Origin of the sequence: Mesorhizobium sp. STM 4661 (assembly GCF_000359125.1) — a bacterium.
In the GTDB taxonomy this organism is placed as follows: Bacteria; Pseudomonadota; Alphaproteobacteria; order Rhizobiales; family Rhizobiaceae; genus Mesorhizobium.
Genome location: NZ_CAAF010000056.1, coordinates 1 through 15,763 on the forward strand (window position 1 = coordinate 1; position 15,763 = coordinate 15,763).

Here is a 15,763-nt window from a genome sequence, read left to right on the forward strand (position 1 = left end):
GCTTGAAGAGGACTACGCCCGCATGGTCGACGACGGGCTTCTTCTGGAAGACGCGGAGCCTTTCGAAGCGCTGATGGCGCGATGTGCCGATATCGCCGAGCGAGCCAATTGCATCCGCGAATAGAAAAAACTGGGGGGGACGGCGCCGTGCGAATTTCGCGGATCAAAATTACAAACTTCGCCAATCGGCGCGCTGCGGGCGGGAATGCTCGATGCGCTGATGGCGGCAGAGCCAAGCCTCGCCGATCAGCGCGAACAGGTGGTGCGCATGTCGGCGGCGCTCGCTGTCGGCGGGCCGCTCGCCGACCTGGATCTGGCGAGCCTCGGTGGACGCGACGCGTCGCCTCTCCATCTTGATCTGTTGACGCCGCACTCGGCAAAGGGCTGCGAAGATGATGTCGTGATCATGGTGGGACTCGATCTGGGCGGTTTGCCCTGGCGCAACGAGCAGCTGGCGGCGCGACGCGAAAGCCGACGGCTGTTCTATGTTGGCCTGACGCGGGCCCGCGACGAGATCCATATGCTGTATTCCGGTTACGTCGATACCGGCCGCGGGCGAAGGTTCGGCACCCCGTCCCGTGCAAGAGCGTAACCGTCGACAAGTGTGGAGATCAGCTCCTTTGCATTGGGAAACCGTTATTTGAGGGTCGGGTCGAGCTTATCGCGCAACCAGTCGCCGAGGACGCTAACGGCAACGGCCGTCATGACAATGACGAGGCTTGGAGCGAGGAGCATCCAGGAGGCGCGGGTGATATACTCGCGGCCGGCCGCGACCATGACACCCAGACTGGTCATCGGCGGTTGAACGCCGAGGCCGAGGAAGGAGAGTCCGCTTTCCACCAGGACGATTTCCGGAAAGGTCACCGTCGCCGCCACGAGAAGCGTCGCCGCGCTGTTGGGCAGGATATGCCGCAGATAGACACGCAGCGGATGGGCGCCGAGCTGGCGCGTTGCGCTCGCATAGCCCTGCGCGCTGGCGGTGATTGCCAGTCCTCGTGCCAACCGCGCATTCCGCTCCCAGCCATAAAGTCCCATCAGGGCGACGAACAGCGTCAGCGAATTACCGAAACAGGCGAGCATTGCCAGCGCCACGATTAGAAATGGTAGTGAAGCCTGTACGTCGATCATTAGCAGCAGCGCATGCTCGACGAGCCCGCGGAAATACGCGGCGATGAAGCCGATCCCGGTACCGACCAACACGCTGATCGCAGTGGCGCCGAAGGCGACCAGAAGGCTGGTGCGGATCGAGTAGAAAAGACGCGAGGCCACATCACGGCCCAGATCGTCGGTTCCCAGGGCATGTAGCATCGTTCCGCCAAAGCCGACGGGCGGCGCCAGGCGATGGCGCAGGTCGATAGAAGTGATCTCATAAGGAGCGATCAGCGGCGCGGCGAGCGCCGTGAAGAGCATGAGGAGAACCCAGCCCACAGCAAGGAGTGTCGGCAGGTCCACCGTGCGAGGCGACGGACGGTTGGTTTCTACAGTTGCCGTTTTCATTGCGATCCTGAGTTTGTTCCACGCAGGCGCGGATCGAACACGCCATAAAGCAGGTCCATCAGCAGGTTGGCCGATGTCATGGTCAGCGCCACGAGAAGGAGGATGACCTGCACCACGGCGAGATCACGGTTCGCAACCGAAACCACCAGCAATTGGCCGATGCCGGGCCAGCCGAAGACGCTTTCTACCAGTACGGCACCCGCGACCTGGCCGCCGAGCATCAGACCGAACAGCGTCAGCACAGGAATGATCGCATTCGGAAAGGCATGGTGGCGAACCACCTGCCGCCACGTCACGCCCTTGGCGCTGGCCGCCACGATGTAGAGCTGCGACAGAACTTCGATCATGGCGCTACGCGTGAAGCGCGCGATAATGGCCGCCCCGCCCAGACCAAGCGTGAGCACCGGCAGCACGAAGCTTTCCGGCCGATCCGCGCCGCCGGATGGGAACAGGCCGAGCGTCACGGAAAAGATCAGGATCAGCAATAGCCCGAGCACGAAGCTTGGCACGGTGAAGCCGAACACGGTCAGCATCATCACCGATCGGTCGACCCAGGTGTCGCGATGCATGGCGGCGTAGGCGCCGACCGGAATGCCGATCAGCATCGTGAGCGCCAGTGCCGGCAGCATCAGCGCCAATGTCAGGGGCGCGCGCTCGAACACAAGCTGCAGGGCCGGTTTTCCAGCTAGCATGGAATTCCCGAAATCGCAGTGAAGTGCCGCCAGGACATAGCGGACATATTGCACATACAGAGGCTGATCGAGCCCCCAATGCCGGCGAAACGCCTCAAGATCCGGGGCGCGGGCGCTGGGACCGAGTATCTGCAGCGCCGGGTCTCCAGAGGCCCGCAGCACCACGAATGTAAAGGTCACCACGACCAGGATCGACAGGCCGGCACGCAGGATCTTGGGGCCGGCGAAACGAAACACAGCACTCATCAATGCCTCACCAAATGGCAGGCGACCTGCCGTTCCGATCCTAGCGGCAGGAGTTCGGGCAGGCTCTGGCGGCAGACATCGCGCGCAAGTGGACAGCGTGGATGAAACGGGCATCCGCTCGGCCGATCGGTGGGGCTTGGCGGTTCGCCTGGCAACGCCACATAATGATCGAATCCGCCCGGAAGCCTCGGCATGGCCGAGACGAGCGCCTGCGTATAGGGATGGGCGGGTTGATCGATAATGGCGTCGGCGCGCCCCTGCTCGACGACGCGGCCAAGATACATGACGACGATCCGGTCGCTGACATGGCGAACGACCCGCAAGTCATGGCTGATGAACAAGAGGCCGAGCCCGAGCTCCTGCTGAACATCCATGAGCAGATTGACGATTTGCGCCTGGACGGACACGTCGAGCGCCGAGACCGGCTCATCGCAAACCAGAAGCGAGGGTTTTGGCGCGAGCGCCCGCGCAAGCACGACGCGTTGGCGCTGGCCGCCGGAAAGCTGATGCGGATAGAGCACGCCATGGTCTTCGCCGAGGCCGACGCCGTGGAGAAGCTCCGCCACACGTTGCTTGCGGCTTGCCGAATCGCCAATCCCGTGAATCGCCAGCGGCTCGGCGATGAGAGCGCTGACAGTCATTCGGCGATCAAGCGCTGCCAAGGTGTCCTGAAAGACCAGCTGCATTTGGCGCCGCTGCGCGCGCCACCTGTTGCTGTCGATGCGCGGCAGCGGAAAACCCTGAAACAGCACACCTCCGCTGTCCGGCGGCTCCAGACCGAGCGCAATACGGCCGGTAGTGGACTTGCCGCATCCGGATTCGCCGACAATGCCGGTCGTCCGGCCCATCTCGACATCCAGCGACACGCCATCGACTGCGACAAGATATTTCCGCGGTCCGTAGAGTGGCGAGCCGAGCGGAAAGCGACGGGTGATGTTGTTGAGACGCAGCAGGGTCATTGATACGTGCCGGCGTCCAAACGAAGGCAACGCACCGAATGCCGCGCGGCGACCTGCCGCGGTTCCGGTCGGCTCGTGCGACATACCGCGATCGCGTGCCGGCAGCGTGGCGCATAGGCGCATCCCGGCGGCAGATTGCGTTGTGGCGGCGCGCCGGCAATGGCGGTCAACCGCATGCGCGGACCGTGCGAGGGCGGAATGGCACCGATCAGGTCGCGTGTATAGGGGTGCTCCGGCGCGGTCAGAAGCGTGTGTTTCGGCGCCGTTTCGACGATCTGGCCCGCATACATGACGCATGCCCGGTCACAGACGGCCGCCACCGCGGCGAGATCATGGCTGATCATGACCAGCGCCATGCCTGTGTCGCGTTGAATATCTTTGAGCAGCAGCAGGATCTGCGCCTGCACGGTGGCGTCGAGCGCGGTCGTTGGCTCATCGGCGATCAGCAGTTCGGGCCGGCCGGCGAGCGCGATGGCAATCATCACCCGCTGGTTCTGGCCGCCCGACAGTTCGTGGGGGTAGGTGTTGAGCCTGCTTGCCGCAGCGGCTATCCCGACCTGGTCGAGCAGGCGACAGGCCTCGGCACGGGCGGCGGCACCGCTGAGGCCACGGTGCAGGCGAAGCGCTTCGGTGATCTGCGCGCCGATGCGATGCACCGGGTTCAGCGCGCTGGCCGGATCCTGGAAGATCATGGCGATGCGTCCGCCGCGCACCCGATCCAAAACGGATTGTCGTGCGCCCACAAGATCGAGATCACCAATCCTGGCCTCGCCCCCGATCTCGGCGGATTTCGGCAGCAGGCCAAGAACCGCCCGCCAAGTCACGGACTTGCCGCAGCCGGATTCGCCAACGATACCCAAGGCCTCGCCTTTGTTCACAGCGAGATCGACACCGTGCAGCACAGGCACATCGCCGAACGCCACCCTCAAGCCAGCAATGCTGATGGCAGGTTTGGTGGCGGAAGCCCCGATGCCATGAGCCGGCAACAGCGCGGCGCCCGCGCTGTTCTGGAAAGACTTATGCAGCATGGAACTCAGGCCACCGGCTCAGGCGGCATCTTCGGACCGAGATACATTTGCGGCAACGGGTTGGGCTGCCAGCTGACATCCGCCTTCTGCCCATAGATAAAGGGCATGGAGTGCAGCGGCGTGATGCAAGGGTCCTCGATCTCGACAATGTCCTGCATCCGTTTGAAGGCCGCCTGGCGCTTGGCGAGATCGGTCGTCGTTTCAAGCTCGTGACCGAGCGCGTTAAACTCGGCATTGGTCCAGCCACCTGTTGACTGGAGGTCATTGGTCGGACCGATAATCTGCCACAGCATGGAAACGGGATCGGCGTAGAAGGCGCCGCCGGACGTGTCATTGATGCCGCCAATGTCGCCGACCTGCGTCCAGTTTTCACACATGATCAGCTTGACGTTGATTCCGGCAGCCTTCCACATCTCGACAAGCGCCTGGTTCTCGGCGAGCTGCATCGGATAATAGGTGCCGACGGAAGGGTATGGGATTTCCTCACCTCTGTAGGATGACTTGGCGAGCAGTTCCTTGACCTGCGCCGGATCATAGGACACCCCCTTGCGGTTGGGGTCGTTGATCTCGCCGAAGATCGGTAGCTGCCAGCTGGTCAGCGCTTTCGCCCGGCCGTCCCAGAGGCCGTCCGCCAGCGCACCGCGATCGATAGCGAGAGCGAGCGCGCGACGCAGATCGACATCTTTCAGGATGGGAGTCCTGAGCGGAGCAAATGTGAGAAAGCGGAACCACATGGCTTCGCCACCAACAATCGAGAGGCCGTTGACACCCTCAATTTCGGCAATGTGGTCCGGAGTGATGTCTGTGACGATATCGTAATCGCCCGACTTCAGTCCGGCGATGCGCGCGGCGATTTCCGGCAGCCGCTTGAAGCGGATCGAGGCAAATGGCGGCTGGCCTCCCCAATATTCGTCGTGCGCCACCAGTGTGATCTCGTCCCCATTGCGGACCTCGCCGATCTTGTAAGGGCCGGTGCCGATCGGCTTCGCCGCCCAGGCGTCATAGCTGCTGGCGCCAGCCCGTGCTCTGGCGCTGATGATCTGCGTGCCCCACGCGCCGAGCCGCTGGGCAAAGACCGGATCCTCTGTCCTGGTGATCAAACGGACAGTGCGATCATTGATCTTCTGCACATCGGCAAGCGAGGAGAGGAAGTTGGCAAACACGGCCGCGCCCGGCGCATTTTCGCCGCGCAGTCGATCCGGCCCGAGCGAGAAGACAACGTCATCCGCCGTCATTGTGGAACCGTCATGAAACTTCACATTGTCGCGCAACGTGATCTCATGGATCGTGGCGTCAATTTGCTTCAATGATGTCGCGAGCGCGAAATTCAGGCGAAAATTGTCGTTGTAGTCGGTCCGTAAAAGCTGATCGAAAATGCTGTATTGCACCCGCCAGGAAACGTTGGCGATGGAGGAGCCGTCCACCGGTTCCAGAATTGTGCGCAGGTCCTGAACGGCAATATTGAGGTTCGGCCGCCGGCCGGTTGCCGCCATGATCGTGTTCGGCAATGCTATTGCGCCAGCCGCCATGGCGGTCATGCCGAGAAATCTGCGACGTGTCGTTTGCATATCAAAATCCCCTCTCTTTCAGTCGGGATGACAATCGGAGCGAATGAAATCCGCTCCCGAGACGGGATGAGACATAGCGCGGTTATGTGACGGTTTTTTGCAGGTTTGAGACGGATTGTGTTGGTTATTGAAATAAATGGAAAAAAATGTTTCACGGTTGGGGCAGCCGTGCGGGCTGAAAGCAGAGGATCAAGTAGAGACCAGCGCGGGGTTGTGACGGTTTTGCGGATATAGAACTTCAACACCGGCGGCTTCGATCTTGTCCAGCATGTCCGATGCAGGCCTCCGGTCGGTGATGATCGCGGTAATCGCCGAATGGGGCAGGATGCGGTAGCGCGCCGACAAGCCGAATTTGCTGTGATCGGCGAGAATGACAATTTTCCGTGCTTGCTCGCAGAGCGTCGCAGCAAGCTCCTGTCCGACCTGTTCATGGTCGAAGACGCCATTCGGATGCACCGCATTGACGCCGATAAATGCGATGTCGATCTGCTGTTCGCGGAGTGTACGCAAGGCGGTGAATCCGGTTACGGTCCGGAAATCGACATTGAAATCGCCCCCCAGCATGACAACACGATGCCGATAGCCTTCGGCCGCGGCGATGGCAGTATCGACCATGTTGGTGACGACGCGCATTTCCGGCAGGGCCGATATGCGGCTGGCCAACGACAGAATGGTGCTGCCGCCCCCGAAGAAGAGATTCTGACCGGGCTTCAGAAGACCCAGGGCGATCTCAGCGATGGTGCTTTTTTCCGCGCGCTCGGAAACAGCTCGCGATGAGATGGCCAGCAGCTTTGGCTGTTGCGTTGCGACCGCGCCACCATGGACCCGTGCGACCAAGCCATCCTGCTCGAGCCGTTTGATATCCCGCCGCGCAGTCTCTTCTGAAATATTGAACCGCTGCATCAAATCTCGGATGCGCACTTCGCCATTCGCCTGGATGATTTCAACGAGCCTTTTATGACGATTGTAACTAAGCGACATGCTTCTCTCTCTCGCGGCATTCGAAAAAAGACTATTCAGTTCGCTGCGCAAATGTCACGTCAGGGCGTCACTCTCAGAGGCCGTTGAGCGGCTTAAGGTGCGCCGCAGAGCTTTTGCCAGCCTTTCGTTTTCCGTCCGACTTCGAACCGTCAGGCGCAGATATCGATCTGCGTCGTTCATGGCTTGATAGCCGCATTCTCTTACGAGGACGGATTCGAACAGCACGAGGCGGCGCTTGAGCTCGGCAGCGGATACCGCATTTTCAGGCAGCCGGCACAAGATGAAATTCGTTTGCGAAGGTACGACGTCGAGGCCCGGTACCGTCCGCAGCTCCTCGATGAACAGCTCTCTATCTTCTCGCAACATCTCTAGACTGTGTTCCAATTCCTCTGCAAATTCGGGAAGCAGGAACAGTGTGTATTCCGCAATGCCGTTAATGTTCCACAGCGGCAGTTTCCGGCGCACGGCGGCAACGAGGGTGGGATCGCCAGCCATGAGGTAGGCGAGCCGGATTCCGCCAAGTCCGAAGACCTTTCCAAGGCTCTTCACCACGATCAAATTGGCACAGGACGGAACCAGATTCTCAACGCTGTTTGGTCGGCCATCAGCGGGAAAATCAATGAACGATTCATCCACGATCAGCCGTCGCCCTCGAGATCCTAGGGCCTCCGCCAGCCATGCCACGTCAGCATGATCAACAAGTCGACCGGTCGGATTGTTTGGATTTACAACGATTGTCGTATCCGCGCCTGTCGCCAGTACGAATTCCAGGAAAGCTCGAACGTCGAGATCGAAATAGGGCGGGGTGAGGACGAAGTTGTTCTTTTGTTCGTCATCGAGTGGTGTTTGAAAGCCGGCGAACGTGGGCACGGGAATCGCGATTGTGGGGTTCAGCGTTGAATAGAGCGCCTGGATGAGATCGGTCACCCCGTTTCCGACCGCAATAAAGTCCGGCTGCTGCGAGGTCATTGTGCCAACAACTGAAGCGATATCGATCTGCTGAGATGGATAGCATGTCAACACGCCTTCGAGCCTCGCCGCCAGCCGATCGTAAAAAGTCTTGGGAGGGAAGCGGGTATTGCAAAGAAGCATGTGCTCGGCGATTGGCTTGCGCCAATAACCTCCGACGCTCGTTTCCAGACGCCGCAGCACGTTCTCCTTGTCACACCGAAATTCCGCGATGGATGCGTCGACACCGTCGCAAATATCGAGCAGCTTGGAGCCGGCAGTCAGCACATTGTCAGGCAACGCTACGTCCAGCTGGGACAGGCCCGCGACTAACCTGCTGAAGGCCTGATGCAGAGATGCCGCGGCGCGGCTTTCGGCCAGAAGATTGCGTAGAACATCAGCACTCAATCGATAAATCCCGGTCGGCGCGTCGGGCCGCCAAGCGGAGCCGCGCAAACCCTTGTTGGTATTGATACCGTCAAGAACCTCACTGTCGAAAAGCGGTGTTCCCCATATCAGGAGAGTATCGCCATCATGTTGGCGGAACTTCTCAATGAGATCGCCGTCATGCGCGTCGTGCCACGAAAGCGTATTTGTGCTGTCCTGCAGGCGGAACCCATCGAATGTGCCGCTGCTCAAGTTTTCAACGAGAGTGACATCTTCAATGCCGTTTTCGACACAGGCGTTGACGAGACGGTCCAAGAGCGGCTGACCGTTGATAGGAACCAACGGTGCATCGTAGCTGCCACTCCACAGATGTATTTTTGGCCCTGCGAAATCGAGGATAAAAATAGCACGGGTCGTATCGGCCACCTCGGACTCCTTTCTTCTGAAGGAAGCAAAAAGCGCGCGTAGAAGCGCCCATTCCCAAAATCAAAACGACTTACGGGCGCTCGAAGTATCCCGTGATGCGTTCATATCGGCGTCATCCGAAGCCTATAGGGGGCTTTGGTTTCGATCGGTCTCTTCGAGGTGCAATATGACCCACACCAATCCATCCAAGCCTACCGCTCGTTTTCAGACGCCTGCCTCGATAAAGCCGCGCTCTCCTACGAAAGCGATTCTGATCCTCATGGACGGCGTAAGCGCAGACTATTTCGAAAAGCACAAACATCGGTTGCCGACGCTTTTTCGTTTGGCAGGAGACGGTCTGTCCATCACTCGCCTGCGCTCAACGGTGCCGGGAACGTCGATGCCGGGGCGCGCAAGCATGCTAACCGGCGCGGCGCCTCAAGCGAACGGGATCTACGGAAACCACATTGTGCGAGATGGCTCGTTTGTCTGCGCCGACGCGTCTGATCTGCGGGTTCCGACCATTGCAAAGCTTGCCAAAAATAGCGGGCTTGATGTCGCGTCCATCGGCGCTGGGTTGATCGACCCAGCCGATTGCGATGTCTTCGTGCCGGCCTGGTGGGAACGAGGGTTTCTCCAGGGAAGCCGGTCATTTAAGAGCCTGCCCGAAAACCGCATCGCTCGCTCGCGCATGATCAAAGATCCAAATGGACGGTTGCGAGCCGCCGGCGTGCTCGATCTCTTCGGCTTCCCGTCCAGTAGTGACACCGTTGCGAGCACTCCTCTCGTTGCGGGCCTGGCCGCGGATCATCTCATGATCGGGGCTGCAGGAGCGCTGGCTTGCTCGGAGAACCCGCCTGATCTCATTTTGACCGAGATCGACATGACGGATTCGATTCAGCATCAGTTCGGATACGAAAGCGAGGCGGCACATTGGTCTATCGCCGCGGCCGACATGATGATTGGCGCTCTCATCGAAGGACTGAGGCGAGTCGGGCGGGAAGACGATTACGCGATCGTAGTCGCAAGTGACCATGGACATAGCGCCGTCCACACAACCATTTATCCGGATGCGATCATCCCTGACTTGCTTTGGGAAAGTGAAGGAGCGACGCTCCATGTCCTGGTTGACGGAGCTCATGACCGCAGAATCGCAGACGGACTGTTGGCGCGCTTCCAAGTGGAGCCGTGGTCGAGCGACCATGTTCCAGTAAATGAACGCGATTGCATAGCGACCTATGTCGCACCTCCTGGACACTCCTTCGAGGAGACCGTTGGAGACACGCAAGAAGCTGGCCCGACGGGCAGACCTCGATACTTGTCCACCCACGGTTTTCGACCGGGCAGCGCGGAGGACGATCGGATATGCCTGTTGAGCATCCCTGGAATGCAACCTTGCAATATTGCCTGGGGCTCCGCTGAAGAGTTCACGCCAACCATTGCTCAGATCTTGGGATTGTCCGACGCCCCGTTTTCGGCAAAGGGTCTTCTGTAAAATGCCCGCAAGCGACCGCCTGCGGGCTCGCATATTCGTCATGAGAATACCTCTTTGAAGAATATCCCTAGGTTGGCCAACAGCCAGAACTTCCGGCCAAACGAGTCTGAAGGATTTCGTCGTCCGGCCTCGAACCAACGCCGCAAAGCAGCAGGATCGAACAAATCTCCCAGTGGAGAGTCCTTATCAAACAGCAGCCTTCGATATTCCGTTGCTCCCTCGCCAACGGCCCACTGACCCAGTGGCAGCGGAAATCCCATCTTTTTGCGAGATAGAACAGATCTGGGCAAGACGCTCCGGTATTCCCTTCTTAAGGGGAATTTTGAGACATCGAGACGTTCGCTGAAGGAAGCAACCGGATGCCACAGTGCCTGGACCGAAGCGATTGGAGACCTCCACCTCAACCGCTGTGAGCCGGGCATCGCCATTGCGGCGGTAACGAGCTGGTGATCGGTATAAGGAACGCGAGCTTCAAGCCCAGCTGCCATTGTGGTGTTGTCAACCATTTCCAGCAATGCGGGCAAATGCGTAGAGACGAGAACATATGAGATCTTGCTAAAGAAATCTCCGCCGGCCTCTGCAAATTGAGTCGAGAAGTGATCGAACAGAGCCATCTCGTGCTCCCTTCGTATCCGGCCATCGATAGCAAGCGAGCGGATTTCATCGGTCGGGAAGTAGCTGTAGCGCTCCAGGAAGAACTGCAGCTGACTGCAATGGACGCCGAGTCCGAGGCGTCGGCGTGCGATCTGGGCAAGAGCAGGTGGCAATGCGGCGATGATCTTGCTTCGATTGTAATCATACGGCGTACGGAACAATCGGCTGTAGCCAGCAAAAATCTCATCGGCACCCTCGCCGGTGAGGACGACCTTATGCTCCTTCGAAATCGCCTTTGCGAGCGTAAACATTGCGGTTTCGTTATGCATCCCAAGTGGATGTCCGCGCAGGCGAACCAGCTCTGACACAGCGTTGATATCGGAAGGTTCTCCGATTGGAACGACCCGGTGAATGAGCCCGAATTCAGCGGCGACCTCCATCGCATAAGCCGTCTCGTCATAGTCGGGGGCCTCGACCTTGCCGGTATAGCAAATCGGACGGATTTGGGAGCGAGCGGATGCCTCATAGGCGAGGATGCTCGAGTCAAGTCCACCCGACAACAATGCGGCGACCGGTACGTCAGCCACCAGCTGACGTTCGACGGCGCTTCCAAATAGTCTCCTTATGTCGGAATAGTCCGGCTTCGATCGCGAAATGCGCTCTGACAGATTCCACCAACGTTCGGACGTGTGTCGCCCATTCCTTATTGCGAGGAGATGGCCGGGCTCTAACTTGGAAATCCCGGCAAACAGCGTTCTGGCACCGACAACCGCGCGATAGGAAAGAAAACTAAGCGCGCCGATGATGTCGGGTCCGCGTATCACGCCCGGCCAGCGAATGAGAGCGTTCGGCTGCGATGCAAACAGAAGCCCAACATCGCAGATCGTGTAGTAAAGGGGTTTTACCCCCAAACGATCTCGGGCGATGAGAACAAGCGAGTTCCGGGGATCGAAAAGCGCGAAGGCAAACATCCCGTCAAGGCGGTTTAAGAATGACTTTCCCCAAGCAATATAGCTAAGAATTAGAACCTCGGTGTCGGACACCGTCGAAAAGGAAAAACCCATATCCCTCAATTCAGCTTTAATTTCCCGATAGTTGAATATCTCGCCGTTGTACGTTACCACCACTCCGGTATTGGCATCGCGATAGGGCTGATTGGCTCGAGAATGAGCGTCGACAATCGATAGCCGTCGATGCGCGAATGCTACCGATTGATTAATGTATAGGCCGCTGGCATCAGGTCCGCGATGAGCGAGAGCGTCAGCGCAACGCTCAACGGCCGCAGCACAAACGGGTGTTCCCTCGTTTTTGAGGACTATCCCAAAGATTCCGCACATTGGGGTCGCTCTCTTGGCACGAATAACGCCGACTACGTGCTCGGCTTTTCGCCGATCATCTGGATGCAGCCATCGCCGAACCAGAAGCGGGCCAGCGGGTGGTCATAATGACGGTACATCGGAGCGAGAAAACGCCGAAGGTTATGGAAATTTCTCGTATATCTTGAGATCCTGCGGATTTTCTCGAAGCCGCACTCGCCATACCAACCTCGGATTTGAGCCTCTGTGAAGGCGAACTCGTGATAGGTCGGCGCCTGGAAGCGATCCCGGATCGTCACGAACAAATCATCATCAAAAAGACTCCGAAAGAATTCGTTTTCGCCAGGTATATATTCCTTCTCTTCGCCGTCCTTTATTCTCAAGATCCAGTTGATGGCTTCGCGTGCGGTGGATGCATCCAGATTGTCAATGGAACTGCGGAATTGCTCGTCGCTTTGGTAGAGTTCTCGCAAGTGATTGATGCATCGGTAAATGACGCCGTTGGCGGTACCCATAATCGTCAAAAAGAAGCTGCCGCCGGGGCGGGTTACACGGGCAAGCTCTTCAAAGCCTTTTTTCGGATTGCTGGTGTGCGGCAAAACCCCTGCGCAATGGACAAAATCAAAACTGAAGTCGTCAAACGGCAGATCGAGCACACTACCAGCGACCAGTTCCGAGCGCGGCCCAAATCGGCTGAGCCGTTTGCGCGCGCAATCCATCCAATCATTGCTCAATTCAAGCGAAACAACGTTTCGTGCCCCCTTGTCGAGAAACGCATAGGACGCATTCGCGTTGGAGCCGCAGCCCGCGTCCAGGACATCAAGGCCGCGGAAGCTGCCGGTTGGCAGGCCGAAATATTCCTCCTCGATTAGAGAGACCAACCTGTCGAATATGTGGTCGTCATTCTCCTGCTGGCGCTGGTAGCGATCAAAGACGGTGCGAGTTTCGATCTCGAAAGAGTTTTCCATGTATTCTCTTCCCTATAGCTTTGTGAGCAAGGCGACAGATCCGGCTGCGGCGAGTGTAAGGTTGCCCAAGCGCAACGCACTGCCGGTACCCGGAAATTTGAAGTTTGAAAGATGCAGGACCGACAGCACAAACCCTGCACCGATCAATAGGTTGCCCAGGCCCTTCACCGGCAAGTGACGGTCGGCGACGAACAGCAATGCCAACACGAAGAGGTTATTGTTCAACGGCAATCCTCTGCCGAATCCGTCAGCGTCCAGTCCGAACGTCGAAAAATAGCTGAGGCGCAGAGCCCCTGACAGGATGAGGCAATTGGCAGCCAACAATGCGGGAACAGAGAACGCGTTGAAGGACAAAATGAGAACCGCTGGAAAGACGGCTGCGTAGACCAAATCAAGCAGCCCGTCCAACGTGCCACCCAGCTGTGCCATCAAAGCGGACCGGTTCGGGGAACTCTTCGCAACCATGCCGTCGGCATCATCCGCCAAAAGAGCCCACAAGCCGAAACAGATGCCAATCTCGAAGCGCCCGATCAAAGCAAAGTAGATCGCCGTGGTGGCCAAGATCAGCCCAAGGGCCGTAATGGCATTTGCAGCATCGAACAGATAGCGGATCATCCTCCTACCCCCGCAACGGCGGCCGGCGCGCCGGCACTGTGTCTGTGAGGTCGCTCGAGGGCGAAAATTCTTTCCGCCACCCGCAGGTCCTGTTCACTGTCGATCTCGTACCATCGCAAATCGTCACATCGCGCCGCGGCGAGTTGCAGCCCGCGCTGCTCGATGAGATGCGCGAGCAACTCCTCCGTATAGGCTTTGATCGCGCCCGAGCCGATCAGGTCGTGGAGGACCGGGACGATCACCGTTTGGAGTTCGGCGCCAGAGAACCGGATGAGGTTCATCATCTTGAAGAGCACCGGGGTGCCTGATGCCAGATTTGCTGCCGTCTGCTTCAACCGGACTTCGGATATGAAGCCGTTGCCGGAAAGGACGGCCGCGGACCCTTCCATGGATGGATCGAACGGCGCGACCGCGGCGGCATTGGCCGCCTCCACCCTGATCAGGTGGCGCAGCGCATCTTCTTCGAAGAAGACGTCACCTTCGAGGAGATAACAGTCGCCGGAAAGAAGCGTGTCGCGTGCCAGCCAGAGCGAGTAGGCGCTCCCTGTCTTGTCGAAGACCGAGGACTCGACATAGTTGATTTCAAGTCTGCCGAAGCGTTTGCCACAGGCATGGCGTATGGCATCCTTGCGATAGCCGACAACAATCGTTACCTCTTCGACTCCCACCGCCTGAAGGTTCCACAGTGCGTTGTGAAGTATCGGTGTGCCGTTGACTTCGACGAGGGGCTTGGGACACAGATCGGTCAGCGGACGCAGGCGGGAGCCGAAGCCAGCAGCGAGAATGACGGCTTTCCTGGGAGCAGCGGGAGGCATCTCATTCACCTCTTTCGTTGTGTTGCGGTGTCATTTCCAGGCGTTGAGGAATTCGACGAGCCGGGCCAGGCCGGTCGCGAGTTTTTCAGGTGGAATTCCATAGGACAGGCGCAGGCCGGCGGGGTCGCCGAACGCGGTGCCCGACACAGCTGCGACGCCAGCTTCGGCAAGCAGACCCGTCACGATATCGTCGGCTGTCGTTGAGGCGCCGTCTTCCGCTCCCGGTCGCAGCAGATGGGAAAGGTCGAGATAGAAATAAAAGCCCCCTTGCGCCCTGGCGACCGGTACACGCGTCAACGAAGAAAGCACGTCGAGACCGACCCGTCTGGCGCTTGTCAGGCGTGAACGCAGCTTGCCTTCATAGTCCGAGCCACCCCTTTGCAAATGGGCGAGCACCGCGTGCTGGGCAATTACGTTTGGATTCGAAGTGGTGTGCGATTGCAGGGCCTTGACGGCATTGATCACCCCTTTTGGACCCGCCAGATAACCGATGCGCCAGCCGGTCAATGCTAGCGATTTGCTGAAGGAGTTGACGATCAGCGCGCGTGCTCGAATTTCGGGAGCGACCGAGACGATCGGATGGTGGGTATGACCCCCATGCACGAAGTCACCATAGCACTCGTCGAAAATGATCCACAGGTTGCGGCTGACCGCCAATTCAGCGATGGCCATCAGAGTCTCAACATCGTAGACCGCACCGGCCGGATTGCTGGGCGTGTTGACGACGATCGCCCGCGTGCGTTCGGTGACCGCCTCCTTGATGTGTTCGGGGCGCGGGACGTAACCGTTGGACTTGGTGTCGACGAAGACCGGTGTGCCGCCGGCGATTAGCACCTGGGCCGGAAACGTTGTCCAGTAGGGCGCCGGGATGATGACCTCGTCGCCCGGATTTAGCAGCACCATTGCGGCATTGAACAAGGCCTGCTTCGCTCCGGACGTCACGGCAACTTCCTCGGCCTTCCAGATCTGTCCGGTATCGAGGGAGATCTTCCGCGCCAGTGCCTCGCGCAACTCCACCATGCCAACGCTATCAGTGTAGCGATTGACGCCCTTATTGATGGCGTCGATCGCGCCGTCGCGAATCGTGGGTGCAAGCTCGCTCCAGATCTCGCCGGCGGTCAGATCGATGATCTCCTTGCCAGCATCGGCCGCCGCTTTTGCGGCAGCGCGCGCCGCGGCGGTACCCGATGTACCGAACAGATTTGTCCGATGCGCAAGCATGTGCGCTCCTGTTTTCGTTTTGCTTTTC

General features: G+C 59.0%; 14 protein-coding genes and 1 pseudogene. 3 read left to right on the plus strand and 12 right to left on the minus strand.

Annotated features, from left to right (window positions below):
• Both MESS4_RS34605 and MESS4_RS18170 read left to right on the plus strand, forming a co-directional pair.
• Nucleotides 1-124, plus strand: a pseudogene (locus MESS4_RS34605) (nucleotidyl transferase AbiEii/AbiGii toxin family protein); the annotation flags it as partial.
• Between the two features lie 81 nt (nt 125-205).
• On the plus strand, nt 206-592 hold the full coding sequence (locus tag MESS4_RS18170; protein WP_006333802.1) for a 3'-5' exonuclease: 387 nt from the start codon (nt 206-208) through the stop codon (nt 590-592).
• Nucleotides 593-636: 44 nt separating this feature from the next.
• On the opposite strand, the gene MESS4_RS18175 is transcribed toward MESS4_RS18170, so the two are convergent.
• From MESS4_RS18175 to MESS4_RS18205, 7 genes are all read right to left on the minus strand, one after another.
• Nucleotides 637-1,497, minus strand: coding sequence for an ABC transporter permease (locus MESS4_RS18175; protein ID WP_006333804.1), 861 nt, complete (start codon nt 1,495-1,497; stop codon nt 637-639).
• A complete protein-coding gene (locus MESS4_RS18180) occupies nt 1,494-2,435 on the minus strand; it encodes an ABC transporter permease (protein WP_006333806.1) in 942 nt (313 codons plus the stop codon). The genes MESS4_RS18175 and MESS4_RS18180 overlap by 4 nt, the downstream gene beginning before the upstream one ends.
• Nucleotides 2,435-3,394, minus strand: a complete 960-nt coding sequence (locus tag MESS4_RS18185) for an ABC transporter ATP-binding protein (RefSeq protein ID WP_006333813.1) — start codon at nt 3,392-3,394, stop codon at nt 2,435-2,437. Before MESS4_RS18185 ends, MESS4_RS18180 begins: the two co-directional genes overlap by 1 nt.
• Nucleotides 3,391-4,422, minus strand: coding sequence for an ABC transporter ATP-binding protein (locus tag MESS4_RS18190; RefSeq protein ID WP_006333814.1), 1,032 nt, complete (start codon nt 4,420-4,422; stop codon nt 3,391-3,393). The genes MESS4_RS18185 and MESS4_RS18190 overlap by 4 nt, the downstream gene beginning before the upstream one ends.
• Before the next feature lie 5 nt (nt 4,423-4,427).
• Nucleotides 4,428-5,990 carry an ABC transporter substrate-binding protein gene (locus tag MESS4_RS18195; RefSeq protein WP_006333815.1) on the minus strand — a complete coding sequence of 521 codons (1,563 nt, stop codon included), beginning with the start codon at nt 5,988-5,990 and terminating at the stop codon, nt 4,428-4,430.
• A 189-nt stretch (nt 5,991-6,179) separates the two neighbouring features.
• A complete protein-coding gene (locus tag MESS4_RS18200; RefSeq protein WP_006333816.1) occupies nt 6,180-6,971 on the minus strand; it encodes a DeoR/GlpR family DNA-binding transcription regulator in 792 nt (263 codons plus the stop codon).
• Between the two features lie 54 nt (nt 6,972-7,025).
• Nucleotides 7,026-8,732 (minus strand): histidinol-phosphate transaminase, encoded by a 1,707-nt coding sequence (locus tag MESS4_RS18205; RefSeq protein WP_006333817.1) that lies wholly within the window; start codon nt 8,730-8,732, stop codon nt 7,026-7,028.
• 166 nt (nt 8,733-8,898) lie between these two features.
• On the opposite strand from MESS4_RS18205, the gene MESS4_RS18210 reads away from it, so the two are divergent.
• Nucleotides 8,899-10,206 (plus strand): alkaline phosphatase family protein, encoded by a 1,308-nt coding sequence (locus tag MESS4_RS18210; RefSeq protein WP_006333818.1) that lies wholly within the window; start codon nt 8,899-8,901, stop codon nt 10,204-10,206.
• A gap of 38 nt (nt 10,207-10,244) precedes the next feature.
• On the opposite strand, the gene asnB is transcribed toward MESS4_RS18210, so the two are convergent.
• Genes asnB through MESS4_RS18235 form a run of 5 tightly spaced genes read right to left on the minus strand, consistent with a single transcriptional unit; the run spans nt 10,245 to nt 15,735 of the window.
• Nucleotides 10,245-12,137, minus strand: coding sequence for an asparagine synthase (glutamine-hydrolyzing) (gene asnB / locus MESS4_RS18215; protein WP_036241563.1), 1,893 nt, complete (start codon nt 12,135-12,137; stop codon nt 10,245-10,247).
• A gap of 32 nt (nt 12,138-12,169) precedes the next feature.
• Complete coding sequence (locus MESS4_RS18220; protein ID WP_006333821.1) at nt 12,170-13,084, minus strand: class I SAM-dependent methyltransferase; 915 nt, start codon at nt 13,082-13,084, stop codon at nt 12,170-12,172.
• A gap of 12 nt (nt 13,085-13,096) precedes the next feature.
• A complete protein-coding gene (locus MESS4_RS18225) occupies nt 13,097-13,699 on the minus strand; it encodes a phosphatidylcholine/phosphatidylserine synthase (protein ID WP_006333822.1) in 603 nt (200 codons plus the stop codon).
• On the minus strand, nt 13,696-14,514 hold the full coding sequence (locus tag MESS4_RS18230) for a sugar phosphate nucleotidyltransferase (RefSeq protein ID WP_006333828.1): 819 nt from the start codon (nt 14,512-14,514) through the stop codon (nt 13,696-13,698). The genes MESS4_RS18225 and MESS4_RS18230 overlap by 4 nt, the downstream gene beginning before the upstream one ends.
• A gap of 30 nt (nt 14,515-14,544) precedes the next feature.
• Nucleotides 14,545-15,735 (minus strand): aminotransferase class I/II-fold pyridoxal phosphate-dependent enzyme, encoded by a 1,191-nt coding sequence (locus MESS4_RS18235; RefSeq protein ID WP_006333830.1) that lies wholly within the window; start codon nt 15,733-15,735, stop codon nt 14,545-14,547.
• Nucleotides 15,736-15,763: the final 28 nt, after the last annotated feature.

Coding starts and splice junctions, on each gene's coding strand:
- MESS4_RS18170 (WP_006333802.1), top strand. CDS start 206: ATGCTCGATGCGCTGATGGCGGCAGAGCCAAGCCTCGCCGATCAGCGC.
- MESS4_RS18175 (WP_006333804.1), bottom strand. CDS start 1,497: ATGAAAACGGCAACTGTAGAAACCAACCGTCCGTCGCCTCGCACGGTG.
- MESS4_RS18180 (WP_006333806.1), bottom strand. CDS start 2,435: ATGAGTGCTGTGTTTCGTTTCGCCGGCCCCAAGATCCTGCGTGCCGGC.
- MESS4_RS18185 (WP_006333813.1), bottom strand. CDS start 3,394: ATGACCCTGCTGCGTCTCAACAACATCACCCGTCGCTTTCCGCTCGGC.
- MESS4_RS18190 (WP_006333814.1), bottom strand. CDS start 4,422: ATGCTGCATAAGTCTTTCCAGAACAGCGCGGGCGCCGCGCTGTTGCCG.
- MESS4_RS18195 (WP_006333815.1), bottom strand. CDS start 5,990: ATGCAAACGACACGTCGCAGATTTCTCGGCATGACCGCCATGGCGGCT.
- MESS4_RS18200 (WP_006333816.1), bottom strand. CDS start 6,971: ATGTCGCTTAGTTACAATCGTCATAAAAGGCTCGTTGAAATCATCCAG.
- MESS4_RS18210 (WP_006333818.1), top strand. CDS start 8,899: ATGACCCACACCAATCCATCCAAGCCTACCGCTCGTTTTCAGACGCCT.
- asnB (WP_036241563.1), bottom strand. CDS start 12,137: ATGTGCGGAATCTTTGGGATAGTCCTCAAAAACGAGGGAACACCCGTT.
- MESS4_RS18220 (WP_006333821.1), bottom strand. CDS start 13,084: ATGGAAAACTCTTTCGAGATCGAAACTCGCACCGTCTTTGATCGCTAC.
- MESS4_RS18225 (WP_006333822.1), bottom strand. CDS start 13,699: ATGATCCGCTATCTGTTCGATGCTGCAAATGCCATTACGGCCCTTGGG.
- MESS4_RS18230 (WP_006333828.1), bottom strand. CDS start 14,514: ATGCCTCCCGCTGCTCCCAGGAAAGCCGTCATTCTCGCTGCTGGCTTC.
- MESS4_RS18235 (WP_006333830.1), bottom strand. CDS start 15,735: ATGCTTGCGCATCGGACAAATCTGTTCGGTACATCGGGTACCGCCGCG.